A 16,782-nucleotide genomic window follows, 5' to 3' on the forward strand; every position below is an offset into this window, starting at 1 on the left:
TGAGAGAATTCCGACGACGTGAGGAGGGGCTGTGATCGCACATCCCAAGCCGAGCCCTGCTCGCCGGTGGGAGATCCCCGATCATCTGCTGACGATCGAGGAGTACGCGGCACTCGGTGAAACCGACACCGGTTTCACCGAACTCGTGGAGGGTCGCGTCGTGATGTCACCAAGCCCCAGCAGACGGCACAACAAAGCCGCTTACCTGCTGGGCCGGCAACTGGAATCCCAATTGCCGCCAGAACTCGATTTCACCCTGGACATCGACGTAGACCTCGGCCTGGCGCCGCGCGGCGAAGCGGGATTTTCACGACGCCCCGACCTGCTGATCGCCTACCGCGAGGCAAATCTCCGAGTGGACGACGAGGACGGCATGTACCGCGCAGAGGACGCGCTCGTGATTGTCGAAATCGTGTCCCCGGGGTCGAAGCGAACCGATTACCAGGTGAAACACGACGAGTACGCCGATGCGGGCATCCCGCACTACTGGATCGTCGACATCACCGAGCCGGTGTCACTCGTCGCGTGCCACCAAGCCGGTGAGTTCGGCTACCAGGACGCCGCCGCGGTCACCGGGGTCTTCACCAACGACGTCCCGTTCCCGGTCAAGCTCGACCTGAACGCACTCCTCGCGTGAACAATCGGACGACACGCCGGAACCGCCCGGTAACCGGCGTGTCGTCCGAAACTCAGCGGGCCTCGCGGTACCGGCGGTCCTTCGACACGCCCTCGCCCAGCGACTCGTCGAAGTGGTACACCTCGTCGCCGCGGACGAACACGCGCAGCGCGCGGTTCATCACGTCCAGCGGGTCACCCGACCACAGCACCACATCGGCGTCCAGCCCCGGCGCAAGCGAGCCGATCTGCTGGTCCAGGCCCAGCATCGACGCCGGGTTGATCGTCAGCGAACGCAGCGCCGTCGCCGGGTCGAGGCCGTCCTTCACCGCCAGCGCCGCCTGGTAGACCAGGAAGTTGATCGGGATCACCGGGTGGTCCGTCGTGATCGCGATCCGCACGCCCGCGCGGGCCAGGATGCCCGCCGACCGCAGCGTCCGGTTGCGCAGCTCCACCTTGGACTTCGTGGTGAACAGCGGGCCGAGGATCACCGGCACGTCCCGCTCGGCCAGCAGGTCCGCGATCAGGTGCCCCTCGGTGCCGTGGTTGATCACCAGCTTGTAGCCGAACTCGTCGGCCAGCCGGATCGCCGTCACCATGTCGTCCGCGCGGTGGACGTGCTGGTCCCAGTACAGCTCGCCGTCGAGGACCTTCGACAGCGTCTCCAGCGTCAGGTCGACGTCGTGCGGCTTGCCCTCGGACTCCGCGTGCGCGCGCTTCGCCTGGTAGTTGCGGGCCTTCGTGAACGCCTCGCGCAGGATCGCCGCGACACCCAGCCGCGTCGACGGCGTCTGCTTCTTCTCGCCGTACACGCGCTTCGGGTTCTCGCCGAGCGCGCTCTTCACGCTGACGTGCTCCGCGAAGATCATGTCGAGGATGCTGCGGCCCCAGGTCTTGACGCCGATCGTCTGGCCGCCGATCGGGTTGCCCGACCCCGGCTTGATGACGACGCTCGTGACGCCACCGGCCAGGGCGTCGTCGAAGCCGGGCTCGTACGGGTCGATGCCGTCGACGGCGCGGAAGCGGGCGCCGTTCGGGTCGGTCATCTCGTTCGTGTCATTACCGGCCCATCCTTCGCCGTCCTCATGGACGCCGAGGTGGGCGTGGGCGTCGATGAAGCCGGGCAGCACCCAGGTGCCGGCCGCGTCGACCAGTTCGGCATCCTCCGGGATGTCGACGTCGGCCTCGGCGCCGACCGCGACGATCTTCCCGTCGTCGATCAGGACCGTGCCGCCTTCGATGGGATCACCGTCGATGGGGAGGACGTAGCCCCCGACAATTGCCTTCGCCATAGTTTGCCACGCTAACGAACTCACTCGGGCGGCCGCACGCGGGCCTTCTCCAAGTGCACCAGTTCGTGGTTGTTCTCCGGCGTCCGGTGCGTCTCGCGGTAGCCGTGCTTCGCGTACAAGTGCAGTGGCCCTGCGCTTTTCGACCCGGTGAAGAGCCGGAACACCGTCACTTCGGACGGGGCCGCCGCCTCGACGGCGGCCAGCAGCGAACCACCCACCCCGGCGCCCTGCCGGTCCGGCGCCACGACCAGCCGGCCGATCACGCCGACCTCGCCGGCCACCGTCAGCCGCACCGACGCCACCAGCCGGCCGTTCTCCCGGACGCCCCAGCTGAGGCCCACCAGCGCGGCTCGCGTCTGGTCGAGCGTCTCCAGCAGCGGCGGCAGGTCCCAGTCGTCGTGCGCGCGGGCTTCGGTGACGTACGCCGCGCGCTGCAGCGTCAGCACCTCGCCCGCGTCTTCGGCGCCCAGCCGGATCACGGGACGCGGATGCCCCAGCTGCCCGACCACGACGTCGCCGGCTCCAGCTCGATCAGGTCGGTGCCCGTGTTGAGCGCGTCGGCCGGGCAGGTCATCGGCTCGATCGCGACCGCGCGGCCGCGCCCGACGAGGTCGTCCGGGGTGAACACCTGCGCCCAGTGGAAGTCGGGGCCGGTCCAGACCAGCAGCTGCCGGTCCCCGTGCCCCAGCTTGAAGTGGTGCGTGCCGTCCGGCTCCGCCGAGAGCGCGCCGAACGCGGTGTCCAGGTCGACGCCGGCCAGCACCTGCCCGGCGCGGAAGTCGTACTCGGTGCCCTCGACGTCCTGCTCCGGCGCGTACGGCAGTTGCTCGTCACCGAGGTACGGCCGGACGCGGCTCGCGGGCAGGGTGAGCGTCAGCTCGTCGGTCGGGACGTCGCCGATCCGGAAGTACGGGTGGGTGCCGACGCCGACGCCGATCGACTGCTCGCCCTCGTTGCGAATTTCGTGGGTGATGGTCAGCTCGCGCGGCGCGACCTCGTAGGTCACCGTCGCCCGCAGCGGCACCGGCCAGCCGGGCTGCACCTCGACGTCGACGGCCAGCGTGATCGACGACTCGGCGTGCTCCAGCAGCTCCCACTCGAGGTGGCGGGTCAGGCCGTGGATGGCGTTGCCGCGTGCCTCCTCGGTGATCTCGAGCTGCTGCTCCTCGCCCCGGAACGGCCACTTGCCGGCCTTGGTCCGGTTCGGCCAGGGCAGCAGCACCTGCCCGGCGCCCTTCGGCGGCTTCGCGTCTTCGGGGAACTCCTCGACGTACGGCACCCCGCCGACCTCGAACGCGCGCAGCCCGGCGCCGATTTCGGTGACGACGGCACGCGCGTTGCCTCGGGTGATCTCGAACTGCTGACCGGTCGGGTTGCCCATGCGCACGACCTTACCGAGCGGCGAACTCACTAGACCGGTCGTCATAGTTTGAGTTACAGTCGGCGCCATGGTCCGTCGCACCGACACCCGGCAGCGCATGCTCGACACCGCCGCCGACCTGTTCCAGACCCAGGGCTACCACGCCACCGGCCTCACCCAGCTGACGACGGCGGGCGGCGCGCCGAAGGGGTCGCTCTACTTCCACTTCCCCGGCGGCAAGGAACAGCTCGCCGCCGAAGCCGTCCGGCTTTCCGGCGAGCGCACCGGCGCGCTGCTCGAAGCGATCCTGCGGGACGCGCCCGACGCGCCGACCGCGATCGACCGCGCCGTCGACGCGCTGGCGGCATTCCTGACCGAGTCGGACTTCCAGCGCGGCTGTCCACTCGCGACGGTCGCGCTGGACGCCGCCGCGGCGAGCGAGCCCATCCGCGAGGCCTGTGTGGACGGTTACTCGTCGTGGCACGAAATCCTGCGGGCGCACCTTGCCGGGCAAGGGCTTCCCGCCGGACGCGCGGACGAGCTGGCCACCGTCGTGCTCGCCACGATCGAAGGCGGGCTGCTGCTGGCCCGCACCCGCCGGGACGCCGCGCCGCTGCGTGCCGTCGCCGCCCACCTGCGCACCACCCTCGACCGGGAGTTCTCCTGATGCGTGTCCACCACCTGAACTGCGGCACGATGCGGCCGCTCGGCGGGAAGCTGATCGACGGCCGGCCGGGCCTGTTCCGGCGCGCCACGATGGTCTGTCACTGCCTGCTGCTCGAAACCGACACCGGGCTCGTGCTCGTCGAAACGGGTATGGGCACGCCCGCCGCGGTCGACCGGAACGCCTGGCTGGGCGCGGGATTCGTCCGGCAGTCCAACCCGGTCGCCGATCCCGCGCAGACCGCGATCGCGCAGATCCGCGCGCTCGGCTTCGACCCGGCGGACGTCCGCGACATCGTCTTGACCCACCTCGACCTCGACCACGCCGGCGGGCTCATCGACTTCCCGTGGGCGCGCGTGCACGTCTACGCCGAAGAGCTGCGCGCGTTCGACAATCCCGCGGAAAACGGGCGTTACCGGGCGATCCAGTTCGCGCATGGTCCACAGTGGACGTCCTATGCGGACACCGGTGAGCCGTGGTTCGGCTTCGACGCCGTCCGGCAGCTCGACGGGCTGCCGCGGGAGATCCTGCTCGTCCCGTTGTCCGGGCACACGCGCGGGCACGCCGGGGTCGCCGTCGACACGGGCAACGGGTGGCTGCTGAACGCGGGCGACTCGTACTTCTTCCACGGCCAGGTCGCCGCCGATCCGAACTGCCCGCCGGGCCTGAAGTGGTTCGAGGGCCACATGGAGACGATCAAGGGCGCCCGGCTGGACAATCACCGCCGCCTGCGCCAGCTTGTTCAGGAGCACGGCGACGAGGTGACCGTCTTCGCCGCGCACGACGAGACCGAGTTCGTCCGGCTGAGCAGGAGCAGGGTATGAAGGTGCACCACCTGAACTGCGGATCGATGCGCCCGGCGGGCGGCAAGCTGCTCGACGGCGAGCCCGGCCTGCTGCGGCGGTCCGAGCTGGTCGCGCACTGCCTGCTGGTCGAAACCGGCGACAGCCTGGCGCTGGTCGACACCGGGTTCGGCGCCCAGGCCGTGGCCCGCCCCGGCGAGTGGCTGGGCCGCCCGTTCATGGCGATGGTCGGCGCGCGGGTGGAGGCTGCCGAGACGGCCGTCGCGCAGATCAAGGCACTCGGCCTCGACCCGGCCGACGTCCGGCACATCGTGATGACTCACCTCGACGTCGACCACGCGGGCGGGCTCGCGGACTTCCCGAACGCGGTCGTGCACGTGCGAGCCGAAGAGCACCAGGCGGCGACGGCCCCGGCGAACGCGGCCGAGAAGAACCGCTACCGCGCGGCCCAGTTCACGCACAGCCCGCTGTGGAGCACCTACGACGAGACCGGCGAGCCGTGGTTCGGCTTCGACGCGGTCCGGTCGTTGAAGGGCCTGCCGGAGGAGATCCTGCTGGTCCCGCTCCCGGGCCACACGCGCGGCCACACGGGAGTAGCGGTCGACACCGGCGACGGCTGGCTCCTGCACGCCGGCGACGCGTACTTCTTCCACGGCCAGCTGGACCCGGTCGCGCCGTCGTGCCCACCGGGCCTGACGGCGTTCCAGAACATCGTCCAGACCCTGCGCAAGCCCCGCCTGGAGAACCTGGCGAGGCTGCGGGAGCTGGTCCGCGAACACGCCGATGACGTCAAGGTCTTCTCGGCGCACAGCCCGGTCGAGCTGGCGGCGTTGCGCCGGTGACGCCGGGCGAGCGGTCGGACCTCCTGAACCGGCTCGCGCAGCGCATCAGACCGCTGGACGAAGGGGCCCACTGGTTCGAGCGGCACGACCAGGCGGGCCGCCGGGCGATCCTCGACATGCTGGCCGAGTACGTGATCCAGGCCAGGGCGGACGAACAGGACCGGGACGAAGCGATCACCCGCGCCGGCGTCAAGGAGGGTGACACCGCCGCGGTGCTGCTCCGGGTCGGCGAGCCGCGCCTTCAGCTGCGGAAGATCTGCGGGCTCCCCGGCTACCAGCAGGTGCCGGCGTTCCGGGTGCTGGTCTCCCTGCTCGGCGTCGCGGACGACCGGCGGCGCGTGTCGTGCGCCGGGCAGTGCACGCACGCCTGGCACCAGCTGCGCCGTTAGCTCGCCTCGAGGGCCTTCTTCAGCAGCGGCGACATCTGCTCGGCGGTCATCTTCGCCGGGCCGGTGTAGTTGACCAGCACCGGCGTGCCCGACACCAGCTCCGCCGAGGCCAGGGTCGCCGTCTTCTGGTCGTCGACGTAGTAGACCGCGCCGTTCGGGAAGCCCTGGACGTCGGTCGCGCCCGGCTTGCCCTTCTTGATCGATGCCACCATCTCCTGCGGCTTGCCCTGGCGGCCTTCGTAGCGGGTCACGGCCAGCGCGCCGGCCGCCTTGCCGTCGAGCTGGTACTCGCAGCTGCGGGACTTGCCGCCGTTGGTCGCGGTGTCGCGGGACGGGCCCGGGACCGCCTTGAGGTTGTCCAGGAACAGCGCCTTCGAGACCGCGTCCGCCGGCAGCAGCGCGCACGGGTCGAGCGCGGCCGCCGCCGCCGGGTTGGCGGCGCTCGAACTCGGCTTCGGCGCCGACGAAGCGGGCGCCGAAGACGGCTCGTCCCCCGAAGAGCAAGCGGTCAAAGCGGCAAAAGCGACCAAAACGACGGCGAGGGTACGCATGCCCGGCACCCTAGCCCGAACGGCCTAAGCGGTGGGAGCCCGGTACCGCCAGAACGCCGGGAGCACGAACATCGAGGCCAGGACCAGCACGATCACGAGCAGCCCGCCGACGGTCGCCGCCGTGCTCGTGCCGAACGCCGCCGCGCCCCAGCCGTGTGTGAGGTCGGCGATGCGCGGGCCGCCGGCGACCACGACCGTGAACACGCCCTGGAGCCGGCCGCGCATCTCGTCGGTGGTCGCGACCTGCAGGATCGCCATCCGGTAGACCGCGCTGACCATGTCGGCGGCGCCGGCGGCGGCCATGAAGACGACCGCGAGCCACAGCGAGTGCGTCAGGCCGAAGGCGGCGACCGCCGCGCCCCACGCGCAGATCGACACGACGACCGCGACACCCTGGCGGTGGATCCGCGTCAGCCAGCCCGAGAACAACCCGATCAGCATCGCGCCCAGCGGCAGCGCGGCGTAGAGCCAGCCCAGGGCGGGGCCGCCGCCGGGTGGGTCGCCGAACGTCCGCTCGGCCATCTCCGGGATCAGCGCCCGTGGCATGCCGAAGACCATCGCGATGATGTCGGCGACGAAGGAGGCGAGCAGCACCTTCTGCGTCGCGAGGTACTTGAAGCCGTCGATGACGTCCCCGAGGCCGGCCCGGCGCGACGGGCCGTTGAGCGGCGGGATCGGCGGCAGCCGCCAGACGGCGATGAGCGTGATCGCCAGGGCGACGACGTCGATCAGGTAGAGCGTCGACAAGCCGAGGACGGGGATCAGCGCCCCGGCCATGAGCGGCCCGAAGACGGCGCCGAAGGTCGACATGGTGGTGTTGAGCGCGTTGGCCGACGGCAGCAGTTCGGCGGGCACGAGCCGGGCGACGACCGCGCCGCGCGTCGGCATGTTGATCGCGAAGAACGCCTGGTTGAGCGCCAGCAGGCCGAGGACCAGCCACACCGAGCCGAAGTTCGCGAAGGCCTGCAGCCAGAGGAGCGCGGAGGTGATCGCGACGCCGACGTTGGTGACGAACAGCAGCTTCCGCCGGTCGACGGCATCGGCGACGGCGCCGCCCCAGAGGCCGAAGACGAGCAGCGGGATCAGGGCGACGAGCCCGGTGAGGCCGACGTAGGCGGAGGACCCGGTGAGGTCGAAGACCTGCTTCGGCACGGCGACGGCGGTCAGCTGCGTGCCGACGGCGGTGACCACAGTGGACAGCCAGAGCCGCCGGAAAGCGGGGATCTTCAGCGGCCGGGTGTCGACGATGATGCGACTGAGGAGCTTGCGGACGCCCGAGCGGGGCGGCAAGGTCCCCGGTTCACCACTCACGACTGTCGAGCTTAGCTCGGCTAACTATCTCCGGTCGCGTGATTTTCGTCGCCCGGCCGGCGGCGGACGCGGCGTTCTTGTCGTACCCCTCGGCCATGATCAGCCCATGACGTCTTGGCGAGACCAGCTCAGCACCCTGGCCCACGACCGGCTGCCCACCGACCTGGCGACGGCGTGGACCGGGCTGATGCGGCCGGGGATCCGGCTGACCCCGGCCGGGGAAGGGCCGCGCGTGGCGCGGCTCGGCGGTGATCCGGAGCTGCCCGCGGAGGCGGAGTGGCCCACCTGGCCGGGCGAGGGACCGCTCAACTTCGTCGCGGCGCTCGACTGCGCCGCGCTGCCGCGGGAGTACCTGAGCATCCCGCTGCCGGCCGCGGGCACGCTGCTGTTCTTCTACTTCGACGGCGATCGGCGGTCCGTCCAGGCCGATTCGGCGGCGGTCGAGGACGCCGAGGGCAGCCGGGTGCTCTTCGTCCCGGCGGAGGTGCCGGTCACCGCGCGGCGCGCGCCCGAAGGTGTCGTCCCCTATCCCGCTCAGGAGCAGTACGCCGAGATCGTGGCCACCGCTCCCGAGCGGAGCACGTTCTGCTGGACCGCACCAGGACCGCGAGCGGCGCCACCCTGACCGAGGCGGCCGAGGAGCTCGACGAAGGGGGCACCGACGTGTTCGGCGACCTCGTCTACGACGCGGCCGGGGACGGCGTCGGCCACCACGTCGGCGGCTTCGCCAGTCCGGTTCAGGGCGCGGTGGAGGTCGAGGTCGCCGCCACGCTGCTCGAAGGCTCCTGGGCCGATCCCCGGCTGGCCGACGAAGCCGCCCGCTGGGTGCTGCTCGCGGAGATCGCGAGCGACGAAACCAGCGAAATGCTGTGGGGCGACGTCGGCTCGCTCTACTGGCTCATCCGGACCGAAGACCTTGAAGCCGGGCGCTTCGCGGAAGCGAGGTGCACGATGCAGTGCGGCTGAGGTCCCGGCTCAGGGCGCGACGCGCTCGATCCGCCAGCCGTCGTCGTTGCGGACGAACCGCAGCCGGTCGTGCATGCGGTCCTCGCGGCCCTGCCAGAACTCGACCAGGTCGGGCCGGATCCGCCAGCCGCCCCAGTGCGGCGGCGCCGGGATCTGCTCCACGTCCGCGAACCGGCGCTCGATCCCGTTCAACGCGTTGTCCAGCGCCCGGCGGCCGTCGACCACCCGGGACTGCGGGGACGCCCACGCCCCCAGCTGCGAGCCGCGGGGGCGCTGGGCCCAGTACTCCGCCGTCTCCTTGACGCCGACCTTCTCGACCTCGCCGCGCACGTGGACCTGGCGGTGCAGGGCGTACCAGGGGAACGTCACCGACGCGTAGCGCGTCGCCGTCAGGTCGTGGCTCTTCGACGACGTGTAGTTCGTGTAGAACACCACGCCGCGGTCGTCGAGGCCCTTGCACAACACGGTGCGGGACGAGGGGCGGCCCTCCGCGTCGGCCGTCGCGAGGACCATCGCGTTCGGCTCGGCGATGCCGGCCGCCACCGCCTGGTTCAGCCAGCCCTGCAGCTGATCGGTCCAGGTGGCCGCCAGCGCGGATTCGTCGAACGCGGCGCCGTCGTAGGCCACGCGCATCCCGGGCAGGCGAACTACGGCGTCTTCCACCTGGTCCTCGATCTCCGGCATCATGGCCAAACCTCCACGCCCGGTCGGGGCATCAGTCGACTTCGGCTCTAGGCACGTTAGGGCCTTCCGAGCTGCGGCGGAACCCACTGAACGGTGAGACCCGACACCCCGGGACGTAACCGCTGGACAACAAGCCGTAACCCGCACGTCACCTGCCGGACCAGGATCGATACAGCTGCGCCCTACCTTCGGCCCGTTCCCCACCACACCGGAGGCAGGCATGACCGAGACCCTGTCGAACGCCGAAGAAACCTCGAAACGCCGGTACTCCCCGCTCGCGGCCAACGAGAACCGCGAGGACTACTCACTGCGCTTCGCCGCTCATTCGTTCCGGAAATGGTCACCGTTCGTGGTCGCGACGACGGCGCTGGGCGGCATCGCCTACCTGGCCGACTTCGCGATCGGCGCCAGCATCGTCCTCTCCTACGGCTTCACGTCCGGGGTCCTCGCGATCCTCGCCGCGGCCGTCGTCATCTTCGTGACCGGCGTGCCCATCGCGGCCGCCTGCGCGAAGTCCGGAGTGGACATGGACCTGCTGACCCGCGGCGCCGGCTTCGGCTACTTCGGGTCGACGCTGACGTCGCTCGTGTACGCGAGCTTCACCGTCATCTTCTTCTCGCTCGAAGGCTCGATCATGGGCCAGGCGTTCGAACTGGCGCTCGGCATCCCGTTGCCGATCGGCTACCTGCTGGCGACGCTGATCGTGCTGCCCTTCGCGCTCTACGGCATGGGCGCGGTGGCGAAGATGCAGACCTGGACGCAGCCGCTCTGGATCGCCGGCCTGGTGCTGCCGTTCGTCGTCGTGCTGGTCCGCGAGCCCGGCAAGTTCGCCGAGTTCACCCGGTTCGGGGGTACCGAGGGCGCCGGTTCCGGGTTCTCCGCGATCGGGTTCGGCCTCGGCATGGGCGTCGCGCTGTCGCTGATCGGGCAGATCGGCGAACAGGCCGACTACCTGCGGTTCATGCCGGAGAAGACAGCGGAGAACAAGCGGTCGTGGTGGGCCGCGGTGCTCGCAGCCGGCCCCGGCTGGGTGATCCTCGGGGCCGCGAAGCAGATCGGTGGCGCGCTGCTGGCGTTCCTCGCGCTCGGCGTCGTCGGGAAGACGCACGCGCTGGAGCCGATCGCGCCGTACCTCGAGGCGGTGAAGCCCGCGCTCGGCCCGGTGGCGCTGACGTTCGCCGCGTTGTTCGTCGTCGTCTCGCAGATCAAGATCAACACGACGAACGCGTACTCGGGCTCGCTGTCGTTCGCGAACTTCTTCTCCCGCGTGCTGCACCGCCACCCCGGGCGGGTCTGGTACGTGCTGGTCAACTGCGGGATCGCGCTCGCGCTGATGGAGTTCGGCGCGTTCGGCTTCCTGAACAAGATCCTGGGCTTCTACTCGAACGTCGCCATCGCGTGGATCGGCGCGGTGTGCGCCGACCTGGTGATCGCGAAGCCCCTCGGGCTGTCGCCGCGCCACATCGAGTTCAAGCGGGCCTACCTGCACAAGATCAACCCGGTGGGGTTCGGCTCGATGGTCGTCGCGTCGGCAGTGTCGATCGCGGCCTACTTCGGCGCGTTCGGGGCGTTCGTCGCGGCGTTCAGCCCGCTGCTCGCGCTGGTCATCGCCGTCGCGGGGGTGCCGGTGCTCGCCGTGGTGACGCGCGGGAAGTACTACCTGGTGCGGGAGAACACCGTCGCGGGCCCGGGTGCCGACCTCCGGGCGACCCACACCTGCTCGGCCTGCGGCGACCCGTACGAACTGCCGGACGTCGCCGACTGCGTGCAGCAGGACGGCCCGATCTGCTCGTTGTGCTGCACGCTCGACAGCAGCTGCCACGACGTCTGCCGCACGACCGGCCCGGTTTCGCTGGGGTTGCCGACACCGCGCCAGGCGTAATATCCGTGAAGGCCCTTTCCCGGCGTCCGATGCCGGGAAAGGGCCTTCACGTTCGCCGGGGTCCCCCCTGCGCCCCCTCCCGGCTCGACTCTTCCACGCCGGTGGTGCCGCCGCGGTTGCCCGCCAAGTCCGAAATCTTTTCCGGCCGCATGATGGCCGCCAGCATCATGGCGCGCAGCTCCCCGCCGACGTCCTCGACCGGCAGCGGCGGGTCGTGCGCCTGCCACTCGCGCAGCAGCCCGGTGCCCGCGCCGACCAGCGCGATCGCCGTCAGCCGGTAGTCCCGCGCCGGCGCGACGCCGTGTTCGGCCGCGCGGCTCGCCTCGGCGGCGATGAAGTTCGCCCAGCGGTCGACCCACACCTGGTGCTGCGCCTCCAGCTCGGCGCTGACGCCGACGGCTTCGACGTAGGTGAGGCGCGGCATCCGGGGGTCCGCGGTGACCGTGGCGATGAAGACGTCCAGCAACGTCGAGATGCGGGTGAGCGCGTCGGCGTCGGCGACCTTGTCGAGCTCCGCGGTGACGTGCTCGAGCGCCAGGCTGTTGATCCGGTCGTGGAGGGTGCGGAGGACGTCCTCCTTGCCGGTGAACTCCTCGTAGAAGTTGCGTGTCGAAACGCCGGCGCGGGCGCACACTTCGGTGATCTTCGTGTGCCGGAAGCCGGCGGAGGTGAAGAGCTCGAGCCCGGCCGTGAGCAGGCGCTCACGGCGGTCGGCGCGGCGTTGCTCGGGTGCGACGCCGCCGTAGGTGCGAGCCACCGGTTCTCTCCTCCTTCTGAGGGATTGCCAGATCCTACCCGGCTGGCTACTTTGTGAAAATCTTGATTACCAAAGGCTTTCGGCGGCACCGGACGCCACTCGCCGGAGAAGCCGCAGGGGGGCTTCTCCGGCGAGCGGTTCACCCCTCGGCAAGCCCCTTCAGGGCCGTGACCGCGTCCGGCGCGAGCGACGTCGTGAGCGTGCCGCCCGCGGCGAGGGGGCTGCGGGACCACCACTCGCCCGAGGCCGCCGGCCGGTCCGGACCACCCACCACCAGGTCCGTCGCCAGCACCCGGCGGCCCGCCAGCACCGCCAGGCTCTCGTCCGAAGTGGAGTCACCGATCGTCAGCGTCTGCCGCAGCACCGGCACCGAACCCCGCGTGACGTGCGACGAGGTCGTCAGCGACCCCGGACGTTCCCCGGCCCGCCCCAGCACCAGGACCTCTCGCGTGTGCAGGTAAGCGTCGGGTGCCAGCGAAGCCAGGAACTCCGCGGTGTGCCGGGCGCGCGCGGTGATCACCGTCGGCTCCGGCAGGAACTCCAACGAGCCACCCTCTTCGACGACGACGGAAACCGTGGAAATCGAGCCCTCGTCGTGCAGACCCGGCAGGGCCAGGGTCGCCGCGACACCGGAAAGCCGCAGTGACGCGCCGGGGCCGACGTGGATCGACAGCAGCAGGTCGTCCCCGCCCAGCGGCGAGGTCGCCGAGTTGACCAGGTGCACGACCGCTGCCGGGCCGGATCGGCGGCGGGGGAACAACGTCAACGGCGCCATCGACCGCAGCTCGCGCAGCACTGTGCGCGTGCCGTCGAAGCACGCCGTCAGCCGAGCATGTGCCTTCACAGCAGGGAACGGACCCAGGCGGCCACGTCCGGCGCGTCCGGAGTGTCCACAAGGGACTGGGTGATCACCGGCAGCTCGCCGCGCATCCGGTGCGCGTCCGACGTCATCACCGCCATGTCCGCGTTCACCAGGTGCGCGATGTCGATCTTGTTGATCACCAGCAGGTCCGCCGTCGTCACGCCGGGGCCGCCCTTGCGCGGCACCTTGTCGCCGCCCGCCACGTCCACTACGAAGATCTGGCTGTCGGCCAGGCCGCGGCTGAACACCGCCGTCAGGTTGTCGCCGCCGCTTTCGATGATCACCAGGTCCAGGCCGGGGAACTTCTCCTCCAGGCGCTCGACCGCGTCGAGGTTCGCGGTGATGTCGTCGCGGATCGCGGTGTGCGGGCACGCTCCTGTTTGGACCGCCTCGATCCGGGCCGGGTCCAGCACTCCCGCGCGACGCAGGAAGTCCGCGTCCTCGGTCGTGTAGATGTCGTTCGTGACGACCGCGAGGTTGATCTCGTCACCGAGCGCGCGGCACAGGGCCGCGGTCAGCGCCGTCTTGCCCGACCCGACCGGGCCGCCGATGCCGATCCGGTACGCGCGGCCCGCGGTGGGCGCCGCGTCGTAGTGATCCGGCTCCGACGCCGTCGGGTCGAAGTTGACCTCGTGAAAGTGCCCGTGGCCCTTAGCTGGCAAAGAGACGCACCTCTTCCTGGTGGTGCCGGGCGTGCGCCTCGGCGAACAGATCCAACGCGGGCGAGCCCGGCGACGGCAGCGATGCCGGGTCGTCCCCCGCCACGGCCGCCGCCTCCGAAGCGACCGTCCCGAGATCCAACCGGGCCACGACCGCGTTGACGGCAAAGGGATCCAGCCCCAGCAGCCGCACGACCGCGCTCGCCGGCCCGCTCACCGCCAGGTACGCGGCCGCCATCGCGGCGTCGTACGGAGACCCGCCCGCGACACCGACCAAAGCCCCCACGATCACCGGGTGGTGCGGCCGCGGAGTCTCGGCGAGCAGCGTGTCGAGCACCGGAGACGGCCACGCGATCCGCCCGGCCCGGGCGGTGCCGCGCCCCTGAGCGCGGGATGCCTCGCGCTGCGCGAGCGACGGAGTGCGCGCATCCAGCTCACTGTCCAAGATGGACCAGTTCCCGCCGGTGACGGCCGCATGCGCCGAAGCGGCGGCGAAGACGGCCGTCAGGAAGCCCGCCGTCCGCAACCGTCCGGAAAGGAATCCCGGCAGATCGCGCACCGAAGTGACCAACCGTCGGGAAACGACTTCTTCCATCCCGCCACTGTGGACGTGTCCCCCTCCGGGGAAGCGGGAGTCCGCGAGGATCAGCGCCGAAAGGTCCATCAGAACAAGAAGTACCGCTGGGCCATGGGCAGTTCGGTCACCGGCTGCGGCTCGACCAGCTCGCCGTCGACGTGCACCGCGAAGCTGTCCGGCTCGACGCGGACGTCCGGCGTGGCGTCGTTGAGCACCATGTCCGCCTTGGTCCGCGCGCGTGTGTTCGCCACCGCGACCAGCGGCCGCGTGATGCCGAACGTCTCCCGCAGGCCACTGTCCAACGCGGACGGCGCGACGAAGTGCAGGCTGAGCGCCGCGCCGATCGAAGCGCCGAACATCGGCCGCGCCAGCACCGGCTGCGGGGTCGGGATGGACGCGTTCGCGTCACCCATCGCCGCCCACGCCGGGAAGCCGCCCTTCAGCACGACGTGCGGGCGGACGCCGAAGAACTTCGGCTCCCACAGGACGAGGTCCGCGAGCTTGCCGACCTCGACCGAGCCGATCTCGGTCTCCATGCCGTGCGCGATGGCCGGGTTGATCGTGTACTTGGCGACGTAGCGACGCGCGCGCAGGTTGTCGGCCGCGCCGTCGCCGGGCAGCGCGCCGCGGCGGCGTTTCATCACGTGCGCGGTCTGCCAGGTCCGGATGATCACCTCGCCGATCCGGCCCATGGCTTGGGCGTCCGAGCTCATCATCGAGATGGCGCCCAGGTCGTGCAGGACGTCTTCGGCTGCGATCGTCGTCGGCCGGATCCGGCTTTCGGCGAACGCGAGGTCCTCGGGCACCGACGGGTTGAGGTGGTGGCAGACCACCAGCATGTCGAGGTGCTCGTCGAGGGTGTTGGCCGTGTGCGGGCGCGTCGGGTTGGTCGACGACGGCAGGATGTTCGGCAGCGAGACGACTTCGATGATGTCCGGCGCGTGCCCGCCGCCGGCGCCTTCGGTGTGGTACGCGTTGATCGACCGGCCACCGATGGCGTCCACAGTGGATTCGAGGAACCCGGCCTCGTTCAGCGTGTCGGTGTGGATCGCCACCTGGACGCCGGCTTCGTCGGCCACCGTCAGGCAGGCGTCGATCGCCGCGGGGGTCGTGCCCCAGTCCTCGTGGAGCTTGAACCCACCCGCGCCCGCGGCCAGCTGCTCACGCAGCGCCTCGGGCCGGACGGTGTTCCCCTTGCCCAGCAACAGGACGTTGACGGGGTAACCGTCCATGGCGGACAGCATGCGGCCGAGGTTCCACGCGCCGGGCGTGACGGTGGTGGCCTTGGTGCCCTCGTTCGGACCGGTGCCGCCGCCGACCAAAGTGGTCAGTCCGGCGGCGAGCGCCGTGTCGACCAGCTGCGGGCAGATGAAGTGGACGTGGCAGTCGATGCCGCCCGCGGTGAGGATCTTCCCGTTGCCGGCCAGCACTTCCGTCGACGGCCCGATGACGAGCGCGGGGTCGACGCCGTCCATCGTGTCCGGGTTGCCCGCTTTGCCGATGCCGACGATCCGGCCGTCGCGCACGCCGACGTCGGCCTTGACGACGCCCCAGTGGTCGAGGATCACCGCGCCGGTGATGATCAGGTCGGGCGTGCCCTCGGCGCGGGTCGCCGTGCTCTGGCCCATGGACTCGCGGATGACCTTGCCGCCGCCGAAGAGCACCTCGTCGCCCGAGCCGCCGGGGCCCATCGAGCGGTCCTCGGTGACCTCGATCAGCAGGTCGGTGTCGGCGAGCCGGATCCGGTCGCCGGTGGTCGGGCCGAACAGTTCCGCGTACCGCTCGCGATCGATGTGCGGCATTTCAGAACTCTCCTGAGAATTCGGACCGAAGACCGGGAACTCGGCGAGCGCCGGCCAGCGGAACGAGGTCGACCTCGCGTTCGACACCGGGCTCGAACCGCACCGACGTGCCGGCCGGGACGTCGAGGCGGTGGCCGCGGGCGGCGTCGCGGTCGAATTCGAGGCCCGGGTTGACCGCGGCGAAGTGGTAGTGCGAGCCGACCTGCACCGGCCGGTCGCCGAGGTTGCGGACCAGGAGCCGGACCCGCGCGCGGCCGGGGTTCAGCTCGACCGGCTCGGCGCCGGGGAGGATCTCGCCTGGATGCATCCAGCTACCCCTTCACACGATCGGGTCATGCACGGTGACGAGCTTGGTGCCGTCCGGGAAAGTGGCCTCGACCTGCACGGAGTCCACCATCTCGGGCACGCCGTCCAGCACCTGCGCACGGGAGAGCACGGTCCGCCCGCTCGCGACCAGCTCGCTGACCGTGCGCCCGTCGCGGGCCCCCTCCAGGACGTGGTCGGTGATCAGCGCGACCGCTTCCGGGTAGTTGAGGAGCACGCCGCGCGCCAGCCGCTTGCGGGCGACGTCGGCCGCCACGTGGACCAGCAGCTTGTCGCGCTCCTGCGGGCTGAGGTGCATCCGGTAGGTCTACCACCCGGACCAGCGCGTCGCCTGGTTCGGAAACATACCTTTAACCTGGCGTTCGTCACCGTCCGTGGTGAAAATTCTCCTGCCGGACAGCTTCGGTGACTGAATCGTTCTCGTAATCGTGACCGAAACCAC

21 protein-coding genes are annotated in these 16,782 nt (G+C 70.7%); 8 read left to right on the forward strand and 13 right to left on the reverse strand.

Going from position 1 to position 16,782, the window contains the following annotated elements; genetic code table 11:
* The first annotated feature begins 31 nt into the window (after nucleotides 1-31).
* Nucleotides 32-637, forward strand: coding sequence for a Uma2 family endonuclease (locus tag M8542_RS15390; RefSeq protein ID WP_257920828.1), 606 nt, complete (start codon nucleotides 32-34; stop codon nucleotides 635-637).
* Nucleotides 638-689: 52 nt separating this feature from the next.
* On the opposite strand, the gene M8542_RS15395 is transcribed toward M8542_RS15390, so the two are convergent.
* From M8542_RS15395 to M8542_RS15405, 3 genes are read right to left on the reverse strand one after another with little or no spacing between them, the layout of a single operon-like run.
* Nucleotides 690-1,907, reverse strand: coding sequence for an amidohydrolase (locus M8542_RS15395; protein WP_257920829.1), 1,218 nt, complete (start codon nucleotides 1,905-1,907; stop codon nucleotides 690-692).
* A gap of 20 nt (nucleotides 1,908-1,927) precedes the next feature.
* Entirely contained in the window at nucleotides 1,928-2,416 is a 489-nt protein-coding gene (locus M8542_RS15400) for a GNAT family N-acetyltransferase (protein WP_257920830.1), read from the reverse strand.
* Nucleotides 2,383-3,288, reverse strand: a complete 906-nt coding sequence (locus tag M8542_RS15405) for an aldose 1-epimerase family protein (RefSeq protein WP_257920831.1) — start codon at nucleotides 3,286-3,288, stop codon at nucleotides 2,383-2,385. Before M8542_RS15405 ends, M8542_RS15400 begins: the two co-directional genes overlap by 34 nt.
* Nucleotides 3,289-3,355: 67 nt before the next feature.
* Here M8542_RS15405 and M8542_RS15410 point away from each other — a divergent pair, with 67 nt between their 5' ends.
* Genes M8542_RS15410 through M8542_RS15425 form a run of 4 tightly spaced genes read left to right on the forward strand, consistent with a single transcriptional unit; the run spans nucleotide 3,356 to nucleotide 5,965 of the window.
* Complete coding sequence (locus M8542_RS15410) at nucleotides 3,356-3,934, forward strand: TetR/AcrR family transcriptional regulator (protein WP_257920832.1); 579 nt, start codon at nucleotides 3,356-3,358, stop codon at nucleotides 3,932-3,934.
* A complete protein-coding gene (locus tag M8542_RS15415) occupies nucleotides 3,934-4,755 on the forward strand; it encodes an MBL fold metallo-hydrolase (RefSeq protein WP_257920833.1) in 822 nt (273 codons plus the stop codon). The genes M8542_RS15410 and M8542_RS15415 overlap by 1 nt, the downstream gene beginning before the upstream one ends.
* On the forward strand, nucleotides 4,752-5,576 hold the full coding sequence (locus M8542_RS15420) for an MBL fold metallo-hydrolase (RefSeq protein WP_257920834.1): 825 nt from the start codon (nucleotides 4,752-4,754) through the stop codon (nucleotides 5,574-5,576). The genes M8542_RS15415 and M8542_RS15420 overlap by 4 nt, the downstream gene beginning before the upstream one ends.
* On the forward strand, nucleotides 5,573-5,965 hold the full coding sequence (locus M8542_RS15425) for a DUF5958 family protein (protein WP_257920835.1): 393 nt from the start codon (nucleotides 5,573-5,575) through the stop codon (nucleotides 5,963-5,965). Before M8542_RS15420 ends, M8542_RS15425 begins: the two co-directional genes overlap by 4 nt.
* Here the strand turns inward: M8542_RS15425 and M8542_RS15430 are convergent.
* Together M8542_RS15430 and M8542_RS15435 are read right to left on the reverse strand one after the other, a co-directional pair.
* A complete protein-coding gene (locus M8542_RS15430; RefSeq protein ID WP_257920836.1) occupies nucleotides 5,962-6,516 on the reverse strand; it encodes a DUF3558 family protein in 555 nt (184 codons plus the stop codon). The two genes, M8542_RS15425 and M8542_RS15430, sit on opposite strands and share 4 nt — an antisense overlap.
* A 24-nt stretch (nucleotides 6,517-6,540) precedes the next feature.
* Nucleotides 6,541-7,806 carry an MFS transporter gene (locus M8542_RS15435; RefSeq protein WP_276586557.1) on the reverse strand — a complete coding sequence of 422 codons (1,266 nt, stop codon included), beginning with the start codon at nucleotides 7,804-7,806 and terminating at the stop codon, nucleotides 6,541-6,543.
* A 127-nt stretch (nucleotides 7,807-7,933) separates the two neighbouring features.
* Between M8542_RS15435 and M8542_RS15440 the strand changes: the two genes are divergently transcribed.
* Both M8542_RS15440 and M8542_RS15445 read left to right on the forward strand, forming a co-directional pair.
* Nucleotides 7,934-8,452 (forward strand): DUF1963 domain-containing protein, encoded by a 519-nt coding sequence (locus M8542_RS15440; RefSeq protein ID WP_257920838.1) that lies wholly within the window; start codon nucleotides 7,934-7,936, stop codon nucleotides 8,450-8,452.
* 38 nt (nucleotides 8,453-8,490) lie between these two features.
* On the forward strand, nucleotides 8,491-8,793 hold the full coding sequence (locus M8542_RS15445; protein ID WP_257920839.1) for a DUF1963 domain-containing protein: 303 nt from the start codon (nucleotides 8,491-8,493) through the stop codon (nucleotides 8,791-8,793).
* A gap of 9 nt (nucleotides 8,794-8,802) precedes the next feature.
* Here M8542_RS15445 and pdxH read toward each other — a convergent pair whose 3' ends face one another.
* Nucleotides 8,803-9,480: a pyridoxamine 5'-phosphate oxidase gene (gene pdxH, locus M8542_RS15450; protein WP_257920840.1), complete on the reverse strand. Its 678-nt coding sequence runs from the start codon at nucleotides 9,478-9,480 to the stop codon at nucleotides 8,803-8,805.
* 217 nt (nucleotides 9,481-9,697) lie between these two features.
* On the opposite strand from pdxH, the gene M8542_RS15455 reads away from it, so the two are divergent.
* Nucleotides 9,698-11,359 (forward strand): purine-cytosine permease family protein, encoded by a 1,662-nt coding sequence (locus M8542_RS15455; protein WP_257920841.1) that lies wholly within the window; start codon nucleotides 9,698-9,700, stop codon nucleotides 11,357-11,359.
* A gap of 46 nt (nucleotides 11,360-11,405) precedes the next feature.
* Here M8542_RS15455 and M8542_RS15460 read toward each other — a convergent pair whose 3' ends face one another.
* The 7 genes from M8542_RS15460 to M8542_RS15490 all read right to left on the reverse strand — a co-directional run bounded on the left by M8542_RS15460 (nucleotide 11,406) and on the right by M8542_RS15490 (nucleotide 16,638).
* Nucleotides 11,406-12,116, reverse strand: a complete 711-nt coding sequence (locus tag M8542_RS15460) for a TetR/AcrR family transcriptional regulator (protein WP_257920842.1) — start codon at nucleotides 12,114-12,116, stop codon at nucleotides 11,406-11,408.
* A 139-nt stretch (nucleotides 12,117-12,255) separates the two neighbouring features.
* A complete protein-coding gene (locus M8542_RS15465) occupies nucleotides 12,256-12,960 on the reverse strand; it encodes an urease accessory protein UreD (RefSeq protein ID WP_257920843.1) in 705 nt (234 codons plus the stop codon).
* The gene (gene ureG / locus M8542_RS15470) at nucleotides 12,957-13,640 is read right to left on the reverse strand and encodes an urease accessory protein UreG (protein ID WP_257920844.1); all 684 of its coding nucleotides are present in this window, start codon (nucleotides 13,638-13,640) and stop codon (nucleotides 12,957-12,959) included. Before ureG ends, M8542_RS15465 begins: the two co-directional genes overlap by 4 nt.
* Nucleotides 13,630-14,301, reverse strand: a complete 672-nt coding sequence (locus M8542_RS15475; RefSeq protein ID WP_257920845.1) for an urease accessory protein UreF — start codon at nucleotides 14,299-14,301, stop codon at nucleotides 13,630-13,632. The genes ureG and M8542_RS15475 overlap by 11 nt, the downstream gene beginning before the upstream one ends.
* Nucleotides 14,301-16,016: an urease subunit alpha gene (locus M8542_RS15480; RefSeq protein WP_257920846.1), complete on the reverse strand. Its 1,716-nt coding sequence runs from the start codon at nucleotides 16,014-16,016 to the stop codon at nucleotides 14,301-14,303. Before M8542_RS15480 ends, M8542_RS15475 begins: the two co-directional genes overlap by 1 nt.
* Nucleotide 16,017: 1 nt before the next feature.
* Nucleotides 16,018-16,323, reverse strand: a complete 306-nt coding sequence (locus tag M8542_RS15485) for an urease subunit beta (RefSeq protein ID WP_257920847.1) — start codon at nucleotides 16,321-16,323, stop codon at nucleotides 16,018-16,020.
* A 12-nt stretch (nucleotides 16,324-16,335) separates the two neighbouring features.
* The gene (locus M8542_RS15490; RefSeq protein WP_257920848.1) at nucleotides 16,336-16,638 is read right to left on the reverse strand and encodes an urease subunit gamma; all 303 of its coding nucleotides are present in this window, start codon (nucleotides 16,636-16,638) and stop codon (nucleotides 16,336-16,338) included.
* Between the last annotated feature and the right edge of the window lie 144 nt (nucleotides 16,639-16,782).

This window comes from Amycolatopsis iheyensis (assembly GCF_024703995.1).
GTDB classification, from domain to species: domain Bacteria; phylum Actinomycetota; class Actinomycetes; order Mycobacteriales; family Pseudonocardiaceae; genus Amycolatopsis; species Amycolatopsis iheyensis.